23 protein-coding genes are annotated in these 23,811 nt (G+C 67.3%); 4 read left to right on the forward strand and 19 right to left on the reverse strand.

Annotation, left to right across the window (positions count from 1 at the left end; all coding sequences use genetic code 11):
* Positions 1–53: 53 nt before the first annotated feature.
* From ACV095_RS13545 to ACV095_RS13555, 3 genes are read right to left on the reverse strand one after another with little or no spacing between them, the layout of a single operon-like run.
* Complete coding sequence (locus ACV095_RS13545; protein ID WP_478222067.1) at positions 54–1,445, reverse strand: pyridoxal phosphate-dependent decarboxylase family protein; 1,392 nt, start codon at positions 1,443–1,445, stop codon at positions 54–56.
* Positions 1,446–1,501: 56 nt separating this feature from the next.
* Complete coding sequence (locus ACV095_RS13550) at positions 1,502–2,296, reverse strand: sulfite exporter TauE/SafE family protein (protein ID WP_056389888.1); 795 nt, start codon at positions 2,294–2,296, stop codon at positions 1,502–1,504.
* The gene (locus tag ACV095_RS13555; protein WP_478222068.1) at positions 2,293–4,104 is read right to left on the reverse strand and encodes a proline--tRNA ligase; all 1,812 of its coding nucleotides are present in this window, start codon (positions 4,102–4,104) and stop codon (positions 2,293–2,295) included. Before ACV095_RS13555 ends, ACV095_RS13550 begins: the two co-directional genes overlap by 4 nt.
* A gap of 399 nt (positions 4,105–4,503) precedes the next feature.
* Here ACV095_RS13555 and ACV095_RS13560 point away from each other — a divergent pair, with 399 nt between their 5' ends.
* From ACV095_RS13560 to ACV095_RS13570, 3 genes are all read left to right on the forward strand, one after another.
* Positions 4,504–5,337 carry an ABC transporter ATP-binding protein gene (locus ACV095_RS13560; RefSeq protein ID WP_478222069.1) on the forward strand — a complete coding sequence of 278 codons (834 nt, stop codon included), beginning with the start codon at positions 4,504–4,506 and terminating at the stop codon, positions 5,335–5,337.
* The gene (locus tag ACV095_RS13565) at positions 5,337–6,092 is read left to right on the forward strand and encodes an ABC transporter permease (RefSeq protein WP_056389897.1); all 756 of its coding nucleotides are present in this window, start codon (positions 5,337–5,339) and stop codon (positions 6,090–6,092) included. The genes ACV095_RS13560 and ACV095_RS13565 overlap by 1 nt, the downstream gene beginning before the upstream one ends.
* Before the next feature lie 92 nt (positions 6,093–6,184).
* A complete protein-coding gene (locus ACV095_RS13570; protein ID WP_478223455.1) occupies positions 6,185–6,727 on the forward strand; it encodes a TetR/AcrR family transcriptional regulator in 543 nt (180 codons plus the stop codon).
* A 33-nt stretch (positions 6,728–6,760) separates the two neighbouring features.
* Here the strand turns inward: ACV095_RS13570 and ACV095_RS13575 are convergent, their stop codons facing one another.
* The 9 genes from ACV095_RS13575 to dxr all read right to left on the reverse strand — a co-directional run bounded on the left by ACV095_RS13575 (position 6,761) and on the right by dxr (position 14,106).
* Complete coding sequence (locus tag ACV095_RS13575; protein WP_478222070.1) at positions 6,761–7,327, reverse strand: hypothetical protein; 567 nt, start codon at positions 7,325–7,327, stop codon at positions 6,761–6,763.
* A 4-nt stretch (positions 7,328–7,331) separates the two neighbouring features.
* Positions 7,332–7,478, reverse strand: a complete 147-nt coding sequence (locus ACV095_RS13580) for a hypothetical protein (protein WP_268002874.1) — start codon at positions 7,476–7,478, stop codon at positions 7,332–7,334.
* Positions 7,479–7,581: 103 nt separating this feature from the next.
* The gene (locus ACV095_RS13585) at positions 7,582–8,472 is read right to left on the reverse strand and encodes a GNAT family N-acetyltransferase (protein ID WP_478223456.1); all 891 of its coding nucleotides are present in this window, start codon (positions 8,470–8,472) and stop codon (positions 7,582–7,584) included.
* On the reverse strand, positions 8,435–9,601 hold the full coding sequence (gene ispG / locus ACV095_RS13590; RefSeq protein WP_018771945.1) for a flavodoxin-dependent (E)-4-hydroxy-3-methylbut-2-enyl-diphosphate synthase: 1,167 nt from the start codon (positions 9,599–9,601) through the stop codon (positions 8,435–8,437). Before ispG ends, ACV095_RS13585 begins: the two co-directional genes overlap by 38 nt.
* A 35-nt stretch (positions 9,602–9,636) precedes the next feature.
* Positions 9,637–9,930 (reverse strand): YciI family protein, encoded by a 294-nt coding sequence (locus ACV095_RS13595; RefSeq protein ID WP_018771944.1) that lies wholly within the window; start codon positions 9,928–9,930, stop codon positions 9,637–9,639.
* 155 nt (positions 9,931–10,085) lie between these two features.
* Positions 10,086–10,727: a hypothetical protein gene (locus ACV095_RS13600; RefSeq protein WP_478222071.1), complete on the reverse strand. Its 642-nt coding sequence runs from the start codon at positions 10,725–10,727 to the stop codon at positions 10,086–10,088.
* Positions 10,728–10,790: 63 nt separating this feature from the next.
* On the reverse strand, positions 10,791–11,495 hold the full coding sequence (locus ACV095_RS13605; protein ID WP_478222072.1) for a MarR family transcriptional regulator: 705 nt from the start codon (positions 11,493–11,495) through the stop codon (positions 10,791–10,793).
* A gap of 77 nt (positions 11,496–11,572) precedes the next feature.
* A complete protein-coding gene (locus ACV095_RS13610; protein ID WP_134164470.1) occupies positions 11,573–12,904 on the reverse strand; it encodes a M50 family metallopeptidase in 1,332 nt (443 codons plus the stop codon).
* Positions 12,905–12,921: 17 nt separating this feature from the next.
* A complete protein-coding gene (dxr, locus tag ACV095_RS13615) occupies positions 12,922–14,106 on the reverse strand; it encodes a 1-deoxy-D-xylulose-5-phosphate reductoisomerase (protein WP_478222073.1) in 1,185 nt (394 codons plus the stop codon).
* Positions 14,107–14,208: 102 nt separating this feature from the next.
* Between dxr and ACV095_RS13620 the strand changes: the two genes are divergently transcribed.
* Positions 14,209–15,678, forward strand: coding sequence for a lipase maturation factor family protein (locus tag ACV095_RS13620; protein WP_478222074.1), 1,470 nt, complete (start codon positions 14,209–14,211; stop codon positions 15,676–15,678).
* 12 nt (positions 15,679–15,690) lie between these two features.
* Here the strand turns inward: ACV095_RS13620 and ACV095_RS13625 are convergent, their stop codons facing one another.
* Genes ACV095_RS13625 through ACV095_RS13655 form a run of 7 tightly spaced genes read right to left on the reverse strand, consistent with a single transcriptional unit; the run spans position 15,691 to position 23,705 of the window.
* Entirely contained in the window at positions 15,691–16,530 is an 840-nt protein-coding gene (locus tag ACV095_RS13625) for an HpcH/HpaI aldolase/citrate lyase family protein (protein WP_478222075.1), read from the reverse strand.
* A complete protein-coding gene (locus ACV095_RS13630) occupies positions 16,527–17,084 on the reverse strand; it encodes a MaoC family dehydratase (RefSeq protein WP_018771676.1) in 558 nt (185 codons plus the stop codon). Before ACV095_RS13630 ends, ACV095_RS13625 begins: the two co-directional genes overlap by 4 nt.
* Positions 17,081–17,863 (reverse strand): CoA transferase subunit B, encoded by a 783-nt coding sequence (locus tag ACV095_RS13635; protein ID WP_478222076.1) that lies wholly within the window; start codon positions 17,861–17,863, stop codon positions 17,081–17,083. The genes ACV095_RS13630 and ACV095_RS13635 overlap by 4 nt, the downstream gene beginning before the upstream one ends.
* Complete coding sequence (locus tag ACV095_RS13640) at positions 17,860–18,663, reverse strand: CoA transferase subunit A (RefSeq protein ID WP_478222077.1); 804 nt, start codon at positions 18,661–18,663, stop codon at positions 17,860–17,862. Before ACV095_RS13640 ends, ACV095_RS13635 begins: the two co-directional genes overlap by 4 nt.
* A 35-nt stretch (positions 18,664–18,698) precedes the next feature.
* On the reverse strand, positions 18,699–19,862 hold the full coding sequence (locus ACV095_RS13645) for an acyl-CoA dehydrogenase family protein (protein WP_018771673.1): 1,164 nt from the start codon (positions 19,860–19,862) through the stop codon (positions 18,699–18,701).
* Positions 19,863–19,864: 2 nt separating this feature from the next.
* Positions 19,865–22,090 carry an acetyl/propionyl/methylcrotonyl-CoA carboxylase subunit alpha gene (locus ACV095_RS13650; RefSeq protein ID WP_478222078.1) on the reverse strand — a complete coding sequence of 742 codons (2,226 nt, stop codon included), beginning with the start codon at positions 22,088–22,090 and terminating at the stop codon, positions 19,865–19,867.
* 7 nt (positions 22,091–22,097) lie between these two features.
* The gene (locus tag ACV095_RS13655; protein ID WP_056389937.1) at positions 22,098–23,705 is read right to left on the reverse strand and encodes a carboxyl transferase domain-containing protein; all 1,608 of its coding nucleotides are present in this window, start codon (positions 23,703–23,705) and stop codon (positions 22,098–22,100) included.
* Positions 23,706–23,811: the final 106 nt, after the last annotated feature.

The following is a 23,811-nucleotide window of genomic DNA, read 5'->3' on the forward strand; positions in this document are numbered from 1 at the left end:
ACTCCGCACCCCGAGAGGGCCGCACCGTCCGGTGAAGAACGATCGAAAAACCGTCAGGAGTTCCGAACAGCAGCCAGGGCTGAGCGGACAGCATCCACGGCTATGGCCACCTCGTCGTCCGAGGTATGCCAGTTGCTCACCGAAACCCGAAGGATGTCGCGGTCCCGCCACCGTGAGCCGGACATCCACACCCTTCCCTCCTCGATGATGCGGGCTGTGACTGCGCGGGTGGTGTCGTCGTCGCCAAAAGCCAGGCACACCTGGGTGTAGCCGACGTCGTTGAGCACCTCCACGCCGTCCAAAGCCGCCATGCCTTGGGCGATTGCGGTGGCAGCAGAGGCCAGTCCGCCCACCTGGGCTGCCACGCCGTCCCGGCCCAGGCTTTTCAGGGCCGCCCATACCGGCACTCCGCGGGCCCGCCGGGACAGTTCCGGGACCTTCTCGAACGGGTCGCCCGGGCCTTCCGCATCGTGGACGAGATAGCTGGCGTGCAGGCCCATGGCGGCCCGCAGGGCTGACGGGTCCCTGACGATGGCAATGCCGCAGTCGTACGGCACATTCAGGGTTTTGTGGGCATCCGTCCCCCACGAGTCCGCTTCCTCACAGCCGCGCATGAGGTGCCGCAGTTCCGGCGCGGCCGCGGCCCACAGCCCGAAGGCGCCATCAACGTGCACCCAGGCGCCATGTTTGCGGGCAACGGCGATGGCCTCGGTGAAGGGGTCGAAGGCGCCGGAGTGCAGGTTGCCTGCCTGGAGGCACACCAGGGCGGGGCCGGTGCCGGCGGCAAGGGCGGCGTCCAGTGCTGCGGGGACCAGGCGGCCCTGCCCGTCGGCGGGGACCTGCGTGGGCTGTCCCAGGCCCAGGTAGCGCAGGCCAAGGTCCACGGTGTCGTGCCGTTCCCGTCCCACGAAGCAGCGGATCCGGGGTGCGCCGAAGAGTCCGTCCCGGTCCAGGTCCCAGCCCGCATCGGCGAGCAACCGCCAGCGGGCGGCCGCCATCCCGGTGAAATTTGCCATGGTGGCGCCCGTGACGAATCCGACGTCGGCAGTCGAAGGCAGGCCCAGCAACTCCAGGACCCACTGTCCGGCGGCTTCCTCAATCGCCGCGGTGGCCGGGGTTGCATAGCGGAGCCCGGCGTTCTGGTCCCAGGCGCTGACCAGCCAGTCCGACGCCAGGGCCGCGGGCAGTGTCCCGCCGATAACCCAGCCGAAGAACCGGCCCGAGGGCATGGCCATGAGCCCCGGCCCCGCTGCGTTGGCCAGGAAATTGACTACCTCATCGGCGGGCATGCCCGCCGGCGGCAGGGGCCCGCCAAACACTGCGGCGAGCTCGGAGGCGTGCAGGCTGGGTCCCACGGGGCGGTGGGAAAGGCTGTCCAGCCAGGCCTGCGCATGCCCCGCTGCGGCCGCCAGTGCCGGGGTGTACCCGTCATCGCCGTGTGCCATACCTGCATGCTACGCCGGGCCGGTCCACGCCACGAGGAGCAGTTTTTAGGGACCGGTCAGGCGAAGTTTTCCTGCCAGACGTCGTAGCCGAGCTTGATGATCAGGGCCGCAACAACCACCAGGAAGACAATGCGGACAAACTTGCTCCCCTGCTGCACTGCCGTGCGGGCGCCAAGGTAGCCGCCGGCCATGTTGGCTCCGCCGAGCAGCAGGCCGATGCCCCACAGGATGGATCCGTGCGGCAGGAAGAACAGCAGTGCGCCGGCGTTGGTGGCCATGTTCACGATCTTGGCCTTGGCGCTGGCCTCGAGGAACGCGTAACCCATGGCGGACACCAGGGCGATGACCAGGAAGGATCCCGTCCCCGGGCCAATGAGGCCGTCGTAAAAGCCGATCACTGCCCCGATGAGGCAGGCAACGACGTAATGCTTGTGGCCGTCGTGGCGCAGCGCTGTCAGCTCACCGACCCCGGGTTTCAGGGCGGTAAACAGCGCGACGGCGACCAGCGCCACCACGATGATGGGCTTGAATACCCCGGCCGGCAGGGTGGCAGCAAGGCTCGCCCCGCCGAAACTGCCCGCCAGGGCTATCACTGCCATGGGGATGGCGGTCCGGAGGTCCGGGCCCACCCGCCGGTAGTAGGTGGCGGCGCTGGTGGCGGTTCCGAAGATGGAGCCCATCTTGTTGGTGGCCAGCGCCTGGACGGGTGCGATCCCGGGTACCAGGAGCAGCGCGGGAAGCTGGATAAGCCCCCCGCCGCCCACCACCGCGTCAACCCACCCGGCTGCGAATCCAGCCACCACGATCAGGATGATGGTGGCGGGCTGGATCGATTCGAAGCCGGAAATCACTGGTTTCGAACGGCGTTAACCACGTAGTCCACGGCCTTGTCCACCTCGATGTTCTCGGCTTCCCCGCTGCGGCGGTCCTTGATTTCCACCACGCCGTCCACCAGGCCGCGGCCCACGGCCAGGATGGTGGGCACACCAACCAGCTCAGCGTCGCCAAACTTCACGCCCGGCGAAACCTTGGGGCGGTCGTCGTAGATGACGGACAGGCCGGCGTCCTCGAGCTCAGCCGAAAGCTTTTCGGCAGCCTGGAAGACCTCCTCGCCACGACCCACTGCCACCACATGCACGTCGGCCGGGGCTACGGTGCGGGGCCAGACGAGTCCGCGGTCATCGTGGTTGGCCTCGGCCAAAGCGGCAACGGCGCGGGTCACGCCAACGCCGTAGGAGCCCATGGTGACCACCACCTGCTTGCCGTTCTGGTCCAGCACCTTGAGGTCCAGGGCTTCGGCGTACTTGCGGCCGAGCTGGAAGATGTGGCCCATCTCAATGCCGCGGGCGGTCTCCAGGGGGCCCGAGCCATCGGGTGAGGGGTCGCCCGCGCGTACTTCGGTGCACTCAATGACGCCGTCCCAGCCGAAGTCGCGTCCGGCCACCAGGCCGAAGACGTGCTTGCCCGCCTCGTTGGCGCCGGTAATCCACGTTGTTCCGCTGACCACGCGCGGGTCCACCAGGTACAGCAGCTTGGTGGCACTGTCGGATCCGAGGAGCGGCTGGTCCAGCGAAAGCCCCGGGCCCAGGTAGCCCTTGACGATCAGCGGCTGCTTCTTGAGGTCGTCCTCGCCGGCCTGCTCGAGTCCGATCTCGCCCGCGATCGGCAGGAAGGCGCCAATGTTCGCCTCCACGCGCTTGAGGTCCACGGCGCGGTCGCCGGGGACGCCGATGACCACCAGCTGCCGCTCACCGGTGGGCAGCGTGACGGCGAGGACCACGTTCTTGAGCGTGTCCGCCGCAGTCCAGGCGCCGCCGTCGGCCTCTTCGCGCGGGGCAATCTGGTTCGCCGCGGCGACCAGCGTCTCGATGGTGGGGGTGTCCGGGGTGTCCAGGACCTCTGCGGCCGGGGCGTTGCTGAAGTCGATATCGTCGGGGACCACGGTGGTGACGGCTTCGACGTTGGCTGCATAACCGCCGGCCGAGCGGACGAAGGTGTCCTCGCCGATCTCGGTGGGGAACAGGAATTCCTCGCTCTTGGACCCGCCCATGGCACCCGCGGTGGCTGCCACCGGAACCACCTCGAGGCCCAGGCGCTCGAAGATCTTCAGGTAGGCGCCCCGGTGGGCTGCGTAGCTGGCGTCCAGGCCGGCGTCGTCGACGTCGAAGGAGTAGGAGTCCTTCATGATGAACTCACGGCCGCGGAGGAGCCCTGCCCGCGGGCGTGCCTCGTCACGGTACTTGTTCTGGATCTGGTACAGGCTCAACGGGAGGTCCTTGTACGACGAGTACAGGTCCTTGACCAGGAGCGTGAACATCTCCTCATGGGTGGGGGCCAACAGGTAGTCCGCACCCTTGCGGTCCTGGAGCCGGAACAGGCCTTCACCGTATTCGGTCCAGCGGTTGGTGGCCTCGTACGGCTCGCGGGGCAGCAGGGCCGGGAAGTGGACTTCCTGGGCGCCGATGGCAGCCATTTCCTCACGGATGATTTCCTCGACCTTGCGCAGCACGCTCAGCCCCAGCGGAAGCCAGGTGTAGATGCCGGGGGCCGCCCGGCGGATGTAGCCGGCGCGGACCAGGAGTTTGTGGCTGGCAACCTCGGCATCGACGGGGTCTTCGCGCAGCGTGCGCAGGAAAAGCTGGGACAGTCGTATGACCACGGGTGGTATCCGTTTCTGGGGAAGTGCTGGGTCAGCAGGGCCGGACAATTCGTCTGGGTACTAATCTACCGGCACTCAACAAGCGGCACGGACTGCGGACCCCGGACACAGTAGGGCCACGCCCGGCAATACAAAGCCCCTGGCCCCCCAATGAGGCTGGTCATCGCATCCGGGCGTGGCCCAACGCCGTTATCGCCTAAGTACTGGTGAGGACTGGTGAGACCGCCCACCCCACTTCCAGCGCAGCTAGGTTGAACCTATGTGATCGCGCACACGTTTGACAAGTGTTTTTACTTTATGAACCTGTTGACGGCTGTCAGGGCCAGGCCTAGCTTTAATTCATCAGGTGATGAATTAGCCGTTGTGCGGCGCCACCTGCGGACGCGCCCGGAGGCAACAATGTCCCATGCAGCATCCACTACGTTGGACCGCGGTGGCGCGGCCGGTGCGGTCGTGGCCGCGTCGCTCTCTGTCAAACTGCGGCGGCAAGCCGTGCTCCACAGTGTGGACTTCACCATCCCGGCGGGACGGATCACCGGCCTGCTGGGGCCCTCCGGGAGCGGCAAGACCACCCTGATGCGGACCATCGTGGGAGCGCAGCGCATTGCCGCCGGAACCCTCGAGGTGCTGGGGCTGCCCGCCGGAAGCCCGTCCCTGCGGCGGCAGGTGGGCTACGTTACCCAGTCACCCAGCATCTACCCCGACCTCACGGTCGAAGCGAACGTGCGCTATTTCGGCGCCATGCACCGGAAAGGCAAAGCCGACGTGGCGGAGGCGATTGACGCCGTCGGACTTGGCGCCCTGTCCCGCCGCAAGACGGCCGACCTGTCCGGCGGCCAGGTCAACCGGGTATCCCTGGCCTGCGCCCTGGTGGCGAAGCCACGGCTGCTGGTACTGGATGAGCCCACGGTGGGCCTGGATCCCGTGCTGCGCGCGGACCTTTGGGACCGTTTCCGGGCCATGGCGGAGTCAGGAACAACACTCCTCATATCCAGCCACGTCATGGAGGAGGCAAGCCGCTGCGAAACGCTGCTGCTGTTGCGCGAGGGGCGGCTTTTGGCCCAGCTCACGCCGGAAGAGCTGGGCAGGCAGGGGCACAGCGCCAACCTGGAGCAGGCCTTCCTGGCCATCATCAGGGAGCAGGAAAATTACGACGCCGGGATCCCGCCGAAGCGCCATGCCGGCAGGAGCGGCGAAGGGGCAAGGATGCAACAGGGCAGGAGCGTGCGGTGATGGACGTCCGGATGATGCTCGCGACGGCACGCAGGGTGCTCAGCCAGCTCCGCCATGACCACCGCAGCATCGCCATGATCCTGGTGGTCCCGGCACTGCTGCTCACGGCGGTGTACTTCCTCTACGAAAATGAGTCAGTCCCGCCAGGCGCGCCACGCACGTTCGACCGCGTTGGCCTGATGATGCTGGCCATTTTTCCGTTCGTGGTGATGTTCCTGGTCACCTCGATCACCATGCTTCGGGAGCGCACCTCCGGAACCCTGGAGCGGCTGCTGACGACGCCCGTCCACAAGGCCGACCTGCTGTTCGGCTACGGTGTGGCCTTTTCCCTGATGGCCGCCCTGCAGTCCCTGGTGGCCACGGCTGTGGCGTACTGGATTTTCGGGCTCGACATCGCGGGGGCACCGGGTTACGTGGTGCTGATCGCTGTGATCAACGCCGTCCTGGGGGTGGCCCTTGGCCTGTTCTGTTCGGCGTTCGCCAGGACCGAGTTCCAGGCGGTCCAGTTCATGCCAGTGGTGGTGGTGCCGCAGATCCTGTTGTGTGGGCTGTTCGTGGCGCGCGACCGGATGAATGATGTGCTGGAAGCGATCTCCAATGTGCTGCCCCTGACTTTTTCCGTGGATGCCCTCCAGGAGGTGGCGTCCCACGCGGAGGCGACCGGGCGGCTGTGGCAGGACGCGGGCACCATGGCGGCCATCTCCTTTGGTGTCCTGGTCCTCGCCGCCTTCACGCTGCGGCGGCGGACTCCGTGAAGCTGTCCCGTCCTTCAACCGGCCCGGAGGGCCCTGATGCGTTTCCGGTCCGCAGGGGCCGCCGGGGCGGCGCCACGGAGTCCCGGGAGCACATCCTCGACGCCGCCCGGAAGCTCTTCGCCGAGCACGGCTTCGAGGGAACCAGCCTGCGGCAGGTGGCCCGCGCCGCAGGGGTGGATCCGGGAATGGTCCACCACTTCTTCAAGGGCAAGGATGAACTCTTTGCCCTCAGCGTGGAGCTGCCGGCCGACCCGGAACAGGTGCTGGCGGGCGTGGCGGACTCGGACCCCGCCCAGCGGGCGGAACTGATCGTCCGCACGGTGCTCCGCCTGTGGGAGAGCCCCGCGCAGGCCGGCCTGCTGGCCTTCCTTCGCGGGACGATCGGGTCCAAGGCCAAAACGGCACTCCTGCGGGAAACGGTGACCCGCAGGGTGATCACCAGGATCATGGCAGCTGTTCCCGGGACGCCTGAAGAGGTGGCGCTGCGCGGAAGCCTGGTGGCCACCCAGGTGGTGGGCCTGATGATGGTGCGCTACGTGGTCCGGCTGGAGCCGCTCGCGTCCGCAGCCCCCGAGGACGTGGTGCGGCTGGTCGCGCCGGCTGTCCAGCGGTACCTCACCGGGCCCCTGTCCTGAGGAGGTCGACGGACGTGTCCCGGAAGCCGGGTTCTACTTGACCAGGGCGGCAGCCGAGTCCAGGAGCGCACCTGCCCGACGGACCGCGTCGGTTTCGCTTTCGCCGCCGGACGCCACCGAGGCGATCAGTACGCCGCGGTGGACCACCTGCGCCCTGACCATGGACTGCGTGCGGCCATCTGGCAACGCACTGTCCGTGCGGTAGGCGACGGCGCCCGGCAGCCCGGTGACACCCGTTACCGGAGTAATGGTGACGGCAACGTCCATGCCTGACACCGTCATGGTCATGGAGGAGCACTTCGCCAGCTGCTCGGACGGGTCCGTAACCTGGGCCAGGACGCCTTTATCCAGGCCGGCCACCAGCGACAGGGCCGTGACCGCGCCGGTGGCGGTGTCAGTACTCATGCCTATCGCCATGGTTGCATCCTCCACGGACGGCACCGTGCCCGCCGCAGCGAGTTCCTTGCACTCCGCCGGCTGGACGTCGACGGAGGAGATCATGGCCTTGGTTTGCTCGATCGCCGCAGCGATGTCGGCCTTCGGCAGGACGGAAAGCCTGCGGTCGGCAGCATCCCGGACCTGCCCCACGATGGCAGCCAACTGGTCACTGGTGTAACCCGTGGCTGTTGGCGTGGGCGTTGGTGTCGGGGTGGGCGTCGGCGTCGGGGTTGGCGACGCGGTCGGTGTTTGAGGGGCTGCAACCGTGGCCGGTGAAGAGTCCGCTGACTGCGGGGCGGCCGGACCGCCACATGCCGAAACCGCTATGGCCAGAAGGGCCGATGCCCCGAAAGTTCCCAGCACGGACGTCTTCAATTTTTCCCCCAATATTCAAATGAACGCGGACCGCTGCCCGGTTAGAAAAGAACTGTAGCGAACGTCCCCACCTGGCGGAACCCCACACGTTCGTAGGTGGACCGCGCCCGGGTGTTGAAGCCGTTCACGTAGAGGCTGGTCACGGGGGCGATCTGCCGGGCCTTTTCCACCACTGCCGACATGTAGCCCGCGCTCAGCCCCCGGCCGCGGAAGATCGGGTTCATCCAGACGCCCTGGACCTGGGTGACGTCGTCGGTGACTGCCCCGAGCTCGGCTTTGAACACCACCTCGCGGGCGTTGTTGAGGTGGACCAGGGAATGTCCCTGCCTGATGAGGCCCTCCACGCGGCGGCTGTAGAATTCCCTGCCGCCGAGGTAGGGCGAGTACCCCACCTCTTCCTCGAACATGGCGGCGCAGGCGGGAAGGATGCGGTCGAAGTCGGCGAGGTTCCCTTGGTCCAGGCCGCGGTTGGGCTGGACAAGGGGCGGTCCGTCGATGATCATCAGCGGCTGGTCAGCCCTGACCTCGTGTGCACGGTGGCCCAGCACAGCGAGCTCGGCGTTGAGTGCCAGCACTGCGGGGGCCGGCCCAAAGGCAGACGCATACCGGCGGCACGAACTGTTTGCGGCGTCCGCTACAAGGGGCGCCAGGGCGGGATCAAGCTGGACCGGAACCAGGTTGGCTCCGGCCCAGCAGGCACCCGTCAGGATGCCGTCGTCGAAAACCCCGATCACACCGGCGCCCCCGCTGGTGGGCGCCGCAGTCCCCGTGGCCCGCAGGTGGGCCAGGATGAACACGTTGGCCACAGGGTCCTGCTGGGCCAGCAGTTTCAGCGCGGGAGTGTCCTGGCCATCAAGCGTGCGGACAGAAAGCCCCGCAGGGTCTGGAGTCTCCCTACGAGACGCTAACCACGGGGCTACCCTTGACAGCATCTTCGCCATCGGCCTCCCCCATCTCTTCCGCGATACGCATAGCCTCTTCGATCAGTGTCTCAACAATTGCGCTCTCGGGAACAGTCTTGATGACCTCGCCCTTAACGAAGATCTGGCCCTTGCCGTTGCCCGAAGCCACGCCAAGGTCAGCCTCGCGCGCTTCGCCGGGGCCGTTCACGACGCAGCCCATGACCGCCACGCGGAGGGGAATTTCCATCCCTTCGAGCCCGGCGGTGACCTGTTCAGCCAGAGTGTACACGTCAACCTGGGCACGGCCGCAGGAAGGACAGGACACGATTTCCAGCTTGCGGGGCCGCAGGTTCAGCGATTGGAGGATCTGGTTGCCCACCTTGATTTCCTCCACCGGGGGCGCGGAGAGGGACACGCGGATGGTGTCACCGATCCCCCGGGAAAGGAGCGCGCCGAAGGCCGTTGCGGACTTGATGGTGCCCTGGAACGCTGGACCAGCCTCCGTGACGCCAAGGTGCAGGGGCCAGTCACCCTTTTCGGCGAGCATTTCGTAGGCTGCCACCATGATCACGGGGTCGTTGTGCTTCACGGAAATCTTGAAGTCGTGGAAGCCGTGCTCCTCGAAAAGGGAGGCTTCCCAGACGGCTGATTCAACCAGCGCTTCGGGGGTGGCCTTGCCGTACTTCTTCAGGATGCCCGGCTCCAGGGACCCGGCATTGACGCCGATGCGGATGGAGGTGCCGTGGTCCTTGGCGGCGGCGGCAATCTCCTTGACCTGGTCATCGAACTTGCGGATGTTTCCAGGATTCACGCGCACGGCTGCGCAGCCTGCTTCGATGGCCGCAAAGACGTACTTGGGCTGGAAGTGGATGTCCGCGATGACCGGGATCTGGGACTTCCGGGCGATGATGGGCAGCGCCTCGGCATCGTCGGCGGACGGGCAGGCGACGCGGACAATGTCGCAGCCGGACGCCGTGAGTTCGGCGATCTGCTGCAGCGTGGCGTTGATGTCCGTGGTGGGCGTGGTGGTCATCGACTGCACGCTGATGGGGAAATCAGATCCCACGCCTACCGAGCCGACTTTGATCTGGCGCGTCTTGCGGCGGGGGGCAAGGACGGGCGGTGGTGCTGACGGCATTCCCAGGCTGACCGAGGTCACGTGGACTCCTTGAGTTGAAAGGGGTGAAAAGGCGGCTACGCGGCGATCCCGGCCAGCATGCCGGTTACCGGAGACCATTCGGTGATGCGGGTTCCGGCGACCACTCCGGCCGCGGCGAAAGGATCCTGCTTGAGGATCGAGTTGAGGGCGCCTTCATCGGTTGCCTTGAAGATCAGCAGGGCGCCCGCGCCGTCACCGTAGGGGCCGCTGGCCACGATGACGCCGTCCTGCGCCAGGCCGCCGGTCCATTCCCGGTGTGCGGGCCGGACTTCGTTGCGGGTGTCGGTGGAGTTGGCGGCATAAACGTACTCAACGGCAAAAACTGTCATACCGCTACCCTATCGCCATGGCCGGCTTGGTACCGTACCGTTCCCCCTGGAGCAAAAGTGCCCCGCACCGGAGCAGGCCCGCCGGAGCAGGAGTTTCACTGCCAGTGCAGGAGTTTCACTGCCATGGCGGGAGTTTCACTGCCGGTGCGGGAGTTTCACTGCAGGAAGAGGACCTTCACCGCGGCCGCGGTCCCGGCCGCCCAGAGCATGGAGGTGAGGGTCCCGATGATGAAGCGCTCGGCGGCCACCGGCGTCTCCTTCAGTTCGGCGAACCTGCCCAGGCCCTTGATGGCGACGATGTAGGCGATGGCCACGGGTTGGCCGGTGAGGATGGCGAGGCACACCCCCAGCCGCTCCAGCACGCCGATGATGGCGCCGCCGCGCAGGATGCGTTGGCTGGGCAGCGCGGGTCCGGCAGCCGGCCCGGCCGACGCCGGCCCGGCGGCAGGGGCGGTCAGCTCACCGTCCACTGCCTGGCCGGCCGGCCTGCCGGCAGCATCAACCGGCCCATCAGGGGCCGTGACCGCGTCCGGAGCAGTGACCGCGTCCGGAGCAGTGACCGCGTCCGGGTCCGGGGATGTGGCCCTGCCCGGTTCCCCGCGGCCGGCGATGGGGGAAGGATCGTCCACGGTGACGTCGGCAGAGGGGTCCTGTTCCGTCCTGCGGGCTTCCTCCGCGGCCTTGGCAGCATCGGCTTTGTCGTCGATGGTCCGGGCCAGCTTGAACACCAGCGCAGTGACCGGCCAGCCGGCAAAGCCAGCCACCACCAGCGCCACTGCCACCCAAAGTGCGGTCACCTGTCTCCTTCATTGGGGTTGTCTTCGATCCGGCCGTCCGGCTCCTTCAGATGCTGGACACTCCTATGCCTGGCCGTCGTTGAGTGCCTGGGTAATCTGCGAGTCGGCGTAACCAAGAAGCATGGAGGCTGCCGGCCTGGCTGCCCATTCTTCCTGCCAGCCGGACCGAAGCACGGTTCGGCTCACCGATTGCTCCGAGATTCCAAGTTTACGGGCCACCTGCTTCTGGCTTCCATGCCGGCCCGGGCCCTGGCCACCAGCACCCAGGCGGCGCAGGGCATCCACCACCCGCCACTGGGCTTCCGTGCGGTCCTGGACAAGCCGGCCGAGCAACCGGAGCACTGCTTCCGCGTTGGCACACGCCCGGACCCCCTCCTCCGCAGGAACGCCCCTGCCGGCCTCCCCCGCCATGATGCCGGGCACCACCGACAACGGCACCTGGGAACCGGCGCTTTTGGCGTGTTCAACCGCCCTGCGGGCGGCAACAAAAGCAGTCCCGGTCCCTTCCCGCGGACTGGCATCCGGCGGCAGCGAAACGCTGCCGACGCCGATGCCCACGTACCACCGCCCTTCGCGGAGCGCGTGCAGTGCTATCTCCACCACGGCGGAAGCCTCCCGCACCACCCCCTGCACCTCGTCCCCGACGGAACGTTCGAACACCGGGTGCGCCGGCCCCGGGAGTTCGAGGCGGGCAACCTGTGCAAGGAAGGACGGAACCCGGTCCTGGTCGCCGGTGCTTCCGCGTTGGTCAATGGTCATGACGAACATTCATCAACCATAGGCGGTTGATCCCGTATGATCAATCGCATTTGGCTGATTTTTCGGAGTCAGCCGAAATTGAATGACTATCCGAAGAGATTGACGGGCTTGACGATGTCTGCGTAGATCAGCAGCGCGCTCATCCCCATCAGCAGCGCTGCAACCACGTACGTGACGGGAAGCAGCTTGGCGATGTCGAACGCTCCGGGATCCGGCCGTCCGCGGAGCTTTGCCACCCGGCGCCGAATGCCCTCATACAGGGCCCCGGCAACATGGCCGCCGTCGAGCGGCAGGAGCGGAATCAGGTTGAACACGGCAAGCGCAAAGTTCAGTCCGGCCAGCAGGCCAACAAGCGTAGCCACCCGGGACTGCAGCGGTACGGCCTCCATGGCCGCCACCTCGCCCGCCACCCTGCCGACGCCCACCACGCTGATGGGGCCGTTGGGGTCGCGGGGCTCTTCGCTGAAGGCTGCCTTCGCCACTCCCACCACACGGGCCGGCAGATTGAAGACAACGCCGGCCACCTGGCGGATGTTCTCCCCCGCCATGGGCAGGACGGACGACGCCGGCTGGGCCACCAACGCCGTTTGCGCACCGATGCCGAGGAATCCGACGTCCTGGTACTGGAGGTTGCCGGCAGCATCGGTGGCCTGCCGTCCGTCGCTTCCCATCACGGGCCGCGCCGACAGGACGGGGGTCACTGTGGTGGACACGGGATTGCCGTCCCGCTGCACGGTGATGGCTACTTCCCTGCCGGCAGAGGCGCGGATCCACTCCGTCAACTGCTCCCAGCTGGTGACGGGTTTGCCGTCGAAGGAAGTAATCGTGTCGTTTGGCTTCAACCCGGCCGCCGCGGCGGGCGTCAGCCGGCAGTCCGCAGAGTCGGGATCGACGGTTTGGCCCGCGGCCACCTGGCATTTGGAGACGTCCGAAATGGTCGTGGTGGCGGTGGCAATGCCGAAGCCCATCAGCAGCACGGCGGTGAGCAGCACGCCAAGGATCATGTTCATGGCCGGGCCGCCCAGCATCACAATCACTTTTTTCCAGACCGGCAGGCGGTAGAAGACCCGGTGTTCGTCGCCCGGCCCCACTTCCTCGTGGGCCATGGAGCGGGCCTCGGTGGCAAGTGTCTGGAACATGCCCGTGCTGGAGGGGCGGACCGAGCCGTCGTCCTTGTTCGGCGGGTACATGCCGATCATGGAGACGTAGCCGCCCAGCGGAACGGCCTTCACGCCGTACTCGGTTTCGCCCCTCCGGCGGGACCACAGCGTTGGCCCGAAGCCGATCATGTACTTGGTCACGCGGACTTTGAAGAGCTTGGCCGGCACCAGGTGCCCCACCTCGTGGAGCGCGATGGACACGGCAATACCCAGGGCGACGAAGACGACGCCGAGGATGAAAAGTAGGACAGGGGTCATGGAGGTGGTGCTGCTTCCTAGAGACTTCTGACTGCTAAACGTTCGTGGGCCCGGGCACGTGCCCAGCTTTCAGCATCCAGCACTGAATCCACCGTCAGCCCGGAGGAACCTGAGTGTTCGCTGAGCACACTGTCCACGGTATCGACGATGTCGGTAAAACGGATCCGGCCGTCGTGGAACGCCGTCACTGCCTCTTCATTGGCCGCATTGAACACGGCAGGGAAGGTGCTTCCCTGCCGGGCGGCGTCCTTGGCAAGGCCGACGGCGGGGAAGGCCTCGGCGTCCAGCGGCTCGAAGGTCCAGGTAGCGGCCTGGGTCCAGTCGCACGGGCTGGCGGCCTTGGGCACGCGCGCAGGCCAGCCAAGCCCCAGGGCGATGGGCAGCCGCATGTCAGGCGGCGAGGCCTGGGCGATGGTGGAGCCGTCGACGAACTGGACCATTGAGTGGACGATGGATTGGGGGTGGACTACCACGTCGATCCGGTCCAACGGGATATCGAACAACAGGTGGGCCTCGATGACCTCCAGGCCCTTGTTGACCAGCGTGGCGGAGTTGGTGGTGACCATCATGCCCATGTCCCAGGTGGGGTGGGCCAGTGCCTGCTGCGGGGTGACGTCGTGGAGCTCGTCCCGGCTCCTGCCCCGGAACGGTCCGCCGGAGGCGGTGAGGATGAGCTTGTCCACTTCGCCGGCGGTGCCTGAACGCAGGCATTGGGCAATCGCGGAATGTTCCGAGTCCACCGGCACGATCTGGCCGTCCCTTGCCGCGGCCTTGACCAGGCTGCCGCCCACGATCAGCGACTCCTTGTTGGCAAGGGCCAGGGTGGCTCCGGACTTAAGGGCCGCCAGGGTGGGTGCCAGGCCGATGGAACCGGTGATTCCGTTGAGCACCACGTCAGCCTCGACGGCGGCGATCCGGGCGGAGGCGTCGGGGCCGGCCACGATCTCCGGGCGGTATTCCGGTCGGCCTGCCGCTGCGGCGGCGTCGCGGATCAGGCCTTCCAGCCGTCCGGGGTTTCCGGAGGCGATCCCCACGGCCGCGGCCCCGGTGTGGACAGCCTGCCGGGCCAGGAGTTCCAGGTTGCCGCCCCCGGCACTGAGTGCCACCACCTCGAACAGGTGCGGGGCGCCGTCGACGACGTCAATCGCCTGGGTGCCGATGGAACCGGTGGATCCTAGGAGGACGACTCTGCGTGGCTGCATTGCTTAAGTATCCCGCACCCTTCCCGGCCTGCCTGCGCCCCTGGCCTGCAGACGGGCCTTAATCGCCTTGACCCGCGGACGGCCGGGCGTAACGTGGATTGCGTGGACTGGCTCACGTGGTTTGATGCGCCGGAGTACGAATTTGCCCGGCAGGTGCTGCAGCGGGGTGTCGCCGCATTGTATTTCGTTGCCTTCCTCTCCACGCTGAACCAGTTTCCCGCCCTGCTCGGCGAGCGCGGGCTCCTCCCGGTGCCGGAGTTCCTGGCGGCATTCACCCGCCTGCGCCGGCCAACGCTGTTCCGCTGGCGGTACTCGGACAGGCTGCTTCGCGGTGTCTGTGCCGGCGGCCTGGTGATGTCGGCGCTGCTCGTGGCGGGGATACCGCAGGCCGGGCCGCCGTGGGTCCCGATGATCGCCTTCCTGGCCCTGTGGCTGCTGTACATGTCGATCGTGAACGTGGGCCAGACGTTCTATGGGTTCGGCTGGGAAATGCTGCTCCTGGAAGCGGGCTTCACCGTGGCGTTCCTGGGCTCCAACCAGACGGAGCCGCCCCGGACCATCCTGATCCTGATTGTGTGGCTGGTGTTCCGGCTGGAGTTCGGGGCGGGAATGATCAAGATCCGCGGTGGCCGGGAATGGCGGGACCTGACGGCCCTGTACTACCACCACGAGACCCAGCCCATGCCCGGGCCATTGAGCCGGCAGGCGCATCTCCTGCCCAAGCCGCTGCACCGTATCGAAGTGGTGGGCAACCACATCGCCCAGCTGGTGGTGCCGTTCCTGCTGTTCGCCCCGCAGCCGGTGGCCGGCGTGGCGGCGGGGGTCGTCGTCGTGACCCAGCTGTGGCTGGTGGCAAGCGGCAACTTCGCCTGGCTGAACTGGATGGCAATCGTGCTGGCGTTTGCAGCCGTCAGCGATCCCGTGGCGCACGCCGTCATACCGGCAATCCCGGCAGACTGGGACGCCGCCACGGGAGGCCGGCAGGAGACCCCGCTGTGGTGGCTGGCCATCACCCTGGCAGCATCCGCCCTGCTGCTGGCCCTGAGCTACTGGCCGCTGCGGAACCTCTTCTCCCGCCGGCAGCTGATGAATGCCAGCTTCAACCGGTGGCAGCTGGTCAACGCCTACGGCGCGTTCGGCACCGTGACCAGGCAGCGCATCGAGATTGTGGTGGAAGGCACGCTGGACGACGATCCCGACGACAACCCGGAATGGCGCGAGTACGGTTTCAAGGGCAAGCCCGGGGATGTCCGCCGGATTCCGCGGCAGTGGGCCCCGTACCACCTGCGGCTGGACTGGCTGATGTGGTTCCTGCCGCTGCGCAGCGTGCACGAGGAATGGTTCTACGCGTTCCTGGCCAAGCTGCTGGCGGCGGACCGGCAGATGCTGCGGCTGCTGCGGCATGACCCGTTCGACGGCGCCGCGCCGCACTGGGTGCGCGTGCGCAGTTACCATTACCGCTTCGCCACGCGGAAGGAGTTCCGGGAGACGGGGAACCGGTGGGTGCGGACGCTGCTCTACGAGCCCATCCCGCCAACGTCCCTGCGCCGGTCCCCGGGACGCCAACGCTAGCCGAACGTCCCGCTATGCCTCCACGGCGGCCCGGCGCACGATCTCCTGGGCGTGCTTGAGGATGGGCCCGTCGATCATTTTCCCCTGGTACTGGAACACTCCCGATCCGGCTGATGCTGCCGCATCCAAGAGGGCAACCGCGGCGGCCACCTCGTCTTCCGAAGGTGCGTAGGCCTTGCGGACAACGGCGGCCTGGCTGGGGTGGATGCAGGCCTTCGAACTGAAGCCCGAGGCCACGGCGTCGGCAGCCTCGGCTGCCAGTCCGTCAAGGTCGGGGATGTTGGTGTAGACCGCATCCACCGCTTCCTTGCCGTAGGCGCGGGCTGCCAGCAGGACGGCGGAGCGGGCGTGCAGCGCAACCGCCCGGTAAGCGCCGTCGTCCTTCCGGCTGGACGTTCCACCCAGGGTGGCCAGCAGGTCCTCGGCGCCCCACATCAGGCCCACCACGTTAGGGGCGGCGGCGATGGCAGGCGCATTGAGCACGCCAAGCGCCGTTTCGCACAGGGCAATCACCTGGTAGCCCTCCAGCGCTTTGAGCTGTTCGGCGGATTCGGCCTTGGCCAGCATCACCGTGCGGTAGGGGGTGTGGGCCAGGCAGTGCAGGTCCTTTTCGAAGTCCTCAGTCCCCACGGGATTCACCCTGACAATGGTGCAGCTGGGTTCGAGCTCAGGTTCCACACCGGTGGTTCCCAGCTGGGCCAGGATGGCGCCTCGGGCGCGCTGCTTGTCAGCCGGCGCCACCGCGTCTTCAAGGTCCAGGATCACGGCGTCTGCCCGGGCGGCGGCTTTCTGGTAGCGCTCCGGCCTGTCGGCGGGGCAGAAAAGCAGTGCGGGGCCCATTACGAAAGTCATACCGGCATTGTCCCCTGTCCGGCGTCCTGCGTCTTGGCGTGGGCGTCGCGCGTCCACATGAGGCAGCTGCGGGTGGCCCGGGCCACGACTGTTCCGTCCTGGTTGCGCCCGGTGTGCTCCATGGTCACGATGCCCTGGCCGGGCCGTGAGGAGGAAAGCCGCTTTCCGGTGACGGCTGTCTCCGTGTAGAGCGTGTCTCCGTGGTAGAGCGGGTGCGGGAAGGAGACGTCGGTCAGGCCCAGCTGGGCGATGATGGTTCCCTGCGTGAGCTGGGTGACGGACTGGCCCACCATGGTGGCCAGGGTGAACATCGAGTTCATGAGCCGCTGGCCGAAGGGCTGCCCGGCGCTCCAGGCAGCGTCCAGGTGCAGGGCCTGGGTGTTCATGGTCAGCGTGGTGAAGAGGACGTTGTCGGCTTCGGTCACGGTGCGTCCGGGCCGGTGGGCGTACAGCACGCCCTCCTCCAGCTCGTCGAAGTACAGCCCGCGCTGCTCGATGACCCGCCGGCCGCCGTCGTCCTTTTGCCTGGAAACCGGACCGTTGCCATCCGTCATACGGTCAGTTCCTGGTCTTCCTCGAACAGGTCGGCGCCGGTGGCGGCCACCACGTCCTCGAGCGATACGTTGGGGGCCAGTTCGCGCAGCACCAGGCGTGAAGGGCCGCCGTCCTTCACGATGTCAATGACGGCGAGGTCCGTGATGATCCGGTCCACACAGCCCTTGCCGGTGAGGGGCAGGGTGCATTGTTTGACGATTTTCGGATTCCCGTTCCGGTCCACATGCTCCATCATCACGATCACCCTCTTGGCCCCGAACACCAGGTCCATGGCACCGCCCATGCCCTTGACCATCTTGCCGGGGATCATCCAGTTGGCGAGGTCGCCGTTCTCCGCCACTTCCATGGCGCCGAGGACGGCGAGGTCCACGTGGCCGCCGCGGATCATGCCAAAGGATGTCGCGGAGTCGAAGAACGCCGCTCCCCTGTTGACCGTCACGGTTTCCTTGCCGGCGTTGATCAGGTCCGGATCCACCGCGTCGTCCGCAGGGTAGGGGCCGACGCCGAGGATGCCGTTCTCCGAGTGCAGCACCACCTCCACCCCGGCGGGAATGTAGTTCGGGATCAGGGTGGGCATCCCGATGCCCAGGTTCACGTACTGGCCGTTGCGAAGCTCCCTGGCCACCCGCGCGGCGAGTTCGTTGCGCGTCCAGCCCTTCGTTTCGGCGGGGGACGTGGAGTCGCCGGGCCCTGCATGCTGCTGGGAACCGGCCCGCCGGTATTCCGCGCGGACGGCTTCGGGGCGCGGCGCTTCAGGGCTGTTCGGATCCATGGTCATGCTCCTGCCTGCTGGTGGCTGCCGGGTGTTCTTCCTCCTGGGCCCGGCGCCGTCAGGGCAACGGTCCGCTTTTCGATCCGCTTCTCCCCGTCCCGGGCCAGGACCACGCGCTGGACGAAGATGCCAGGAGTGTGGATGTGTTCGGGGTCCAGTTCGCCGGGCTCCACGAGTTCCTCCACCTCGGCGATGGTGATCCGGCCGGCCATGGCGCACAGGGGGTTGAAGTTCATGGCGGTGGCATGGAACACCAGGTTGCCGTGACGGTCGCCCTTCCAGGCGTGCACCAGCCCGAAGTCCGGCGTGAGGGACTCTTCCAGGACGTAGTCCACGCCGCCGAATGACCGCAATTCCTTGGGCGCGGAGGCAACCGCGATGCCGCCGTTGGCGTCGTACTTCTGCGGCAGGCCGCCGTCGGACACCTGCGTGCCCACCCCCGCCTTGGTGTAGAAGGCCGGAATGCCCGCACCACCGGCCCGCAGCTTTTCAGCAAGCGTGCCCTGGGGTGTGAGCACTACCTCGAGCTCACCGGCCAGGTATTGGCGCGCAAATTCCTTGTTCTCGCCCACATAGGAGCTGATGGTGCGGCGGATACGCCCGTCCCGGAGCAGGATGCCCAGGCCCCAGTCGTCCACCCCACAGTTGTTGCTGACGGTCTCCAGACCGGAGGTGCCCGCCCGGTGCAGGGCGTCGATCAGGGCAACCGGAATTCCGCAAAGGCCGAACCCGCCCACCGCCAGCGAGGCGCCGTCCGGGATATCCGCAACCGCCGCGTCGGCGCTGGCAACAACCTTGTCAATCATCAGTGATCCTCTCAGGCCGGCTACGGTCCCAGGTCCTACAGACCCAGTTCGCGGGCGATCAGCATCAACTGGACCTCCGTGGTGCCCTCCCCGACTTCAAGGATCTTGGAATCGCGGTAGTGGCGCGCCACGGTGAACTCGTTGATGAAGCCATAGCCGCCGAATACCTGGGTGGCATCCCGCGCGTTGTCCATGGCCGCCTCGCCTGCGACCATCTTAGCGATGGCCGCCTGGGTCTTGAACGGCTTGCCGGCAAGCATCCGGAAGGCCGCGTCGTAGTACGCCAGGCGGGCGGTGTGGGCCCGGGCTTCCATGCGGGCGATCTTGAACGAAATGGCCTGGTACTTGCCGATGTTCTGCCCGAAGGCGCTGCGTTCCCTCGCGTATTTGACCGAGAGGTCCACACAACCCTGGGCTGCGCCGGTGGCCAGCGCCGCAATGGCGATCCGGCCCTCGTCCAGGATGGACAGGAAGTTGGCGTAGCCGCGGCCTTCCACGCCCAGCAGGTTCGCTTCCGGGACGCGGACATCCTTCAGCGTCAGGGGGTGCGTGTCCGATGCGTTCCAGCCCACCTTGTTGTACGGCTTTTCCGCCTTGAAGCCGGGAGTGTCGGTGGGCACCAGGATGGTGGAGATGTCTTTTTTGACGGTCCCGTCCCCGCGTTCCTGCTGCCCGGTTACGGCAGTGACAGTGACCAGCCGGGTGATGTCCGTTCCGGAGTTGGTGATGAACTCCTTGGTGCCGTTGATGACCCAGTTGCCGTCTTCGCGCCGGGCATGGGTCTTGGTCCCGCCCGCGTCCGACCCGGCCTCGGGCTCGGTAAGTCCAAAGCCTGCGAGCGCCTGGCCGGACGCCAGCATGGGCAGCCACTGCTGTTTCTGCGCGTCCGTGCCGAAGCGGTAGACGGGCATGGCCCCGAGGGACACCCCGGCCTCCAGCGTGATGGCGACGGACTGGTCCACCCGGCCGAGCTGTTCCAGGGCGAGGGCCAGTGCGAAGTAGTCCCCGCCCATGCCGCCGTATTCCTCGGGGAACGGCAGCCCGAACAGGCCCATCTCGGCCATCTGCTTCACCACTTCGTACGGGAAGCTGTGCTCTTCGTCGTGCTTGGCGGAGACCGGGGCCACCACGTTGTCCGCGAAATCGCGCACGGTGTCGCTGAGGTCCCGGTATTCCTCGGTCAGTTCAAAACCGGTCATGGTCAGGCTCCTTCGCCTTGGATTGCAGCTGCGTCTGTTGCTGTTTCTGTGCTGTCTGTTTTTACGCCGGTGGCAGCGGGATGGATGGTGGCCAGCACCTGGTCGGCCTTCACCAGGTCACCGGTACGGGTGGCCAGGTGGACCGTCCCGGCCAGCGGGGCCACCAGGTGGTGCTCCATCTTCATGGCCTCCACGGAAACCAGGACTTCCCCGGCCTGGACGGCGTCCCCGTCGGCCACCGGGACGGCCACGACCGTCCCGGGCATCGGCGAGCGCACCTCCGGGTCGGCTGCCCCTTCCTGCCGCTGGATGGCGGCCAGCACGCGTTCCAGCCGCGCCTCCCGGGTCAGTACGTCCAGGCGGCAGGACCAGCCGTCGTTGCCGAGGTAGAGCTGTGTGGGGCCGTCGGGCACCGCGTTATCCCACGGTTGGACGGCAGCCCCTGTGGAGTCCGCAGCCAGCCGGTAGCCGTGGTGCTGGCCATCGAGGTCAAGTTCGAGGCCTTGCCGGCTGGACCACTGCAGGGCGGCCGGATGCTGCGGACCGCCGCTGACGGCGACCACGGCTCCGGCTCCCCCATTGGGACTGCCGCCGACCTGCACGGTGGCCACGCCGCCGTCGGGCGTTCCCAGGCTGATCCGGCGTGGTGCCGCTGCGCCGAGCCGCCAGCCGTTCCTGCCCTGCCACGGCCCGCGCCCGGGGCCGGGGCCGGGGGTGTTCTGTGCTTCCAGCGACAGGACGAACAGCGCGGCGGCCACCAGTTCGGGGTTCCCGATGCGCCGGAATTCCAGTCCGGGCAGCTTCCGTTCGATCAGCCCGGTGTCCAGGTGCCCTGCCTTGACGTCGGAGTCGTTGACCAGGAGCCGCAGGTACTCGACGTTGGTCTCGATGCCCAGTGCCGTGTAGCCGGCCAGGGCACCATCCAGGGCGGCCAGGGCGGCGGCACGGTCCACGGCCCAGGCGATCACCTTGGACACCATGGGGTCGTAGTGCGCCGACAGTTCCAGGCCTTCCACCAGCGAGGAGTCCACACGTACCCGCCCCTGGGTGCCGGCGGGCAGTTCGTCGAGCATCAGCACGGTCCCGGTGGACGGGAGGAAGTTCTTTTCGGGCACCTCAGCGTAGACCCTTGCCTCCACGGCGTGGCCGGAAAGCTCCACGTCCGCCTGGCGGACGGTCAGCTCCCCGCCCGCTGCGATCCGCACCTGCCATTCCACCAAGTCGATGCCCGTGACCATTTCGGTGACGGGGTGTTCCACCTGCAGCCTGGTGTTCATCTCCATGAAGAAGAACTCGTCCGGCGCGTCATCGGAGACCAGGAACTCCACGGTCCCGGCGCCCACGTAGTTCACGCTGCGGGCCGCGTTGCAGGCGGCCTCGCCAATCCGGTCGCGCACTTCGGGGCCGTTGGGCAGGCCCTCGAGCAGGGGCGACGGGGCTTCCTCGATGACTTTCTGGTGCCGCCGCTGGAGGGAGCATTCGCGCTCGCCGAGGTGGATGACGTTGCCGTGGCTGTCCGCCAGCACCTGCACCTCGATGTGCCTCGGGGTGGTCACCAGGCGCTCCAGGAACAGGGTGTCGTCGCCGAATGCGGCGGCGGCGACGCGCCGGGCCGTGGCCAGGGCGGCGGGCAGGTCCGCCTGGTTTTCGACGGCGTGCATCCCCTTGCCGCCGCCGCCCGCGGACGGCTTGATGAGGAGCGGAAAGCCGACGGCGGCAGCAGCCTCCATCAGTTCGCTGTCCGTCATGCCGGGCTTGGCAATGCCGGGGACGACGGGCACGCCGTACCCCGCCACGTGGTTCTTGGCGCGGATCTTGTCACCCATGACGTTCAGCGCTTCAACGCCCGGGCCAATGAACGTGATGCCGGCCTTTTCCAGGGCCCTGGCGAAGTCCACGTTCTCGCTCAGGAAGCCGTAGCCGGGGTGTACCGCTTCCGCCCCGGACTGCCGGCACGCGTCCACGATGGCGTCCGCGTTCAGGTAGCTTTCGGTTGCAACGGCGGGGCCGATCCGCACGGAGGCATCGGCTTCGCGCACGTGCCGGGCGCCGGCGTCGGCATCGCTGTAGACGGCGACCGAACGGATGCCCAGCTGCCGCAGCGTCCGAATGACGCGGCAGGCGATTTCGCCGCGGTTGGCCACCAGCACGGTGCCGAAGAGGGGCTTGCCGTCGGCCGTTGCGGTGGGGACTTCCCCGGTAGTGGCTGTGTTGGTTTGCATGGTCATTGCTGGCTCACATCCGGAAGAGGCCGAAGGAGGTCTCCGGCAGGGGGGTGCGGGAGACGACGTCGAGCGCCAGGCCCAGGACGGTTCGGGTATCGGCGGGATCGATGACGGCGTCGTCCCACAACCGTGCAGTGGAGTAGTAGGGGCTGCCCTGGTCCTCGTACTGCTGCCGGATGGGCGCTTTGAACGCTTCCTCGTCATCGGCCGGCCAGTCCTCCCCCGCCGCTTCATACTGGTCCCGCTTAACGGTGGCCAGCACGCTGGCGGCCTGGTTGCCGCCCATCACCGAGATCCGGGCAGCAGGCCACATCCACAGGAACCTCGGCGAGTAGGCACGGCCGCACATGGAGTAGTTGCCGGCACCAAAGGAGCCGCCGATCACCACGGTCAGCTTGGGGACCCGCGCGGTGGCAACGGCCGTCACCATCTTGGCGCCGTTCTTGGCGATGCCGCCCTGCTCGGCGTCCCTGCCCACCATGAAGCCGGAGATGTTCTGCAGGAACAGCAGGGGGATACCGCGCTGGTCGCACAGTTCAATGAAGTGCGCGCCCTTGAGCGACGACTCGCTGAACAGGACGCCGTTGTTGGCCACGATTCCCACCGGGTGCCCGTGGATCCGGGCGAAACCTGTGACCAGGGTGGTGCCGTAGTCCTTCTTGAACTCATGGAACCTGCTGCCATCCACCAGCCGGGCAATCACCTCGTGGACGTCGTAGGGCGCATTGACGTCCGTGGGCACCGCACCATAGAGCCCGTCCGGGTCCACGGCGGGTTCGACGGCGGCCTCCACCTGCCAGGCGGGCGCGGCGGGAGGCGGCAGGGTGGAGACGATGTCCCTGACGATCTGCAGGGCGTGCTCGTCATTTTCGGCCAGGTGGTCCGTCACGCCTGAGACCCGGGAGTGCACCTCGCCCCCACCGAGTTCCTCGGCCGTCACGATTTCCCCGATGGCCGCCTTCACCAGCGGCGGTCCGCCCAGGAAGATGGTGCCCTGGTTCCGGACGATGACGGTTTCGTCGCTCATGGCGGGGACATAGGCGCCGCCGGCCGTGCAGGACCCCATCACGGCGGCGATCTGTGGAATTTTGGCGGCTGAGAGGCGCGCCTGGTTGTAGAAGATCCGGCCAAAGTGGTCCCTGTCCGGGAAGACCTCGTCCTGCTTGGGCAGGAAGGCCCCGCCCGAATCCACCAGGTAGATGCAGGGCAGGCCGTTCTCCAGCGCGACCTCCTGGGCGCGGAGGTGCTTCTTCACGGTCATGGGGTAGTACGTGCCGCCCTTGACGGTGGCGTCGTTGGAGATGACCAGGACCTGCCGGCCGTGCACCAGGCCGATGCCGGCGATGACTCCGGCACCGGGTGCGTCATCGCCGTACATGCCGTTGGCGGCCAGCGGTGCGATCTCCAGGAACGGGCTGCCCTCGTCCAGCAACTGGTCGATGCGGTCCCGCGGCAGGAGCTTGCCGCGGGCCACGTGCCGCTCGCGCGACTTCCGGGGCCCGCCCAACGCTGCATCCGCCAGCCTCTTCCGCAGTTCGCCGGCGAGCGACAACTGCGCTTCCCGGTTGGCGCGGAAGGACTCGCTTGCGGGGTCAAGCCGGGTGGCCAGGGTCTCCATCGACGGTCCGTCCTAAGGGTGGGCCAAGCCGGCCCAAGCCAACTCGGTTAGTGACTAATAACTGAAATTCAGGTTAGTCTCGATTAACTGTGATGTCCAACACACT

It is taken from the genome of Arthrobacter sp. JDC6 (assembly GCF_056484025.1).

What these genes read in the sequence shown, in the direction of transcription:
- ACV095_RS13545 (WP_478222067.1), bottom strand. Translation starts at nt 1,445, where the DNA reads ATGGCACACGGCGATGACGGGTACACCCCGGCACTGGCGGCCGCAGCG.
- ACV095_RS13560 (WP_478222069.1), top strand. Translation starts at nt 4,504, where the DNA reads ATGTCCCATGCAGCATCCACTACGTTGGACCGCGGTGGCGCGGCCGGT.
- ACV095_RS13565 (WP_056389897.1), top strand. Translation starts at nt 5,337, where the DNA reads ATGGACGTCCGGATGATGCTCGCGACGGCACGCAGGGTGCTCAGCCAG.
- ACV095_RS13580 (WP_268002874.1), bottom strand. Translation starts at nt 7,478, where the DNA reads ATGTGGCGGTCCGGCCGCCCCGCAGTCAGCGGACTCTTCACCGGCCAC.
- ACV095_RS13585 (WP_478223456.1), bottom strand. Translation starts at nt 8,472, where the DNA reads ATGCTGTCAAGGGTAGCCCCGTGGTTAGCGTCTCGTAGGGAGACTCCA.
- ACV095_RS13595 (WP_018771944.1), bottom strand. Translation starts at nt 9,930, where the DNA reads ATGACAGTTTTTGCCGTTGAGTACGTTTATGCCGCCAACTCCACCGAC.
- ACV095_RS13605 (WP_478222072.1), bottom strand. Translation starts at nt 11,495, where the DNA reads ATGTTCGTCATGACCATTGACCAACGCGGAAGCACCGGCGACCAGGAC.
- ACV095_RS13610 (WP_134164470.1), bottom strand. Translation starts at nt 12,904, where the DNA reads ATGACCCCTGTCCTACTTTTCATCCTCGGCGTCGTCTTCGTCGCCCTG.
- dxr (WP_478222073.1), bottom strand. Translation starts at nt 14,106, where the DNA reads ATGCAGCCACGCAGAGTCGTCCTCCTAGGATCCACCGGTTCCATCGGC.
- ACV095_RS13625 (WP_478222075.1), bottom strand. Translation starts at nt 16,530, where the DNA reads ATGACTTTCGTAATGGGCCCCGCACTGCTTTTCTGCCCCGCCGACAGG.
- ACV095_RS13630 (WP_018771676.1), bottom strand. Translation starts at nt 17,084, where the DNA reads ATGACGGATGGCAACGGTCCGGTTTCCAGGCAAAAGGACGACGGCGGC.
- ACV095_RS13635 (WP_478222076.1), bottom strand. Translation starts at nt 17,863, where the DNA reads ATGACCATGGATCCGAACAGCCCTGAAGCGCCGCGCCCCGAAGCCGTC.
- ACV095_RS13640 (WP_478222077.1), bottom strand. Translation starts at nt 18,663, where the DNA reads ATGATTGACAAGGTTGTTGCCAGCGCCGACGCGGCGGTTGCGGATATC.
- ACV095_RS13645 (WP_018771673.1), bottom strand. Translation starts at nt 19,862, where the DNA reads ATGACCGGTTTTGAACTGACCGAGGAATACCGGGACCTCAGCGACACC.
- ACV095_RS13650 (WP_478222078.1), bottom strand. Translation starts at nt 22,090, where the DNA reads ATGACCATGCAAACCAACACAGCCACTACCGGGGAAGTCCCCACCGCA.
- ACV095_RS13655 (WP_056389937.1), bottom strand. Translation starts at nt 23,705, where the DNA reads ATGGAGACCCTGGCCACCCGGCTTGACCCCGCAAGCGAGTCCTTCCGC.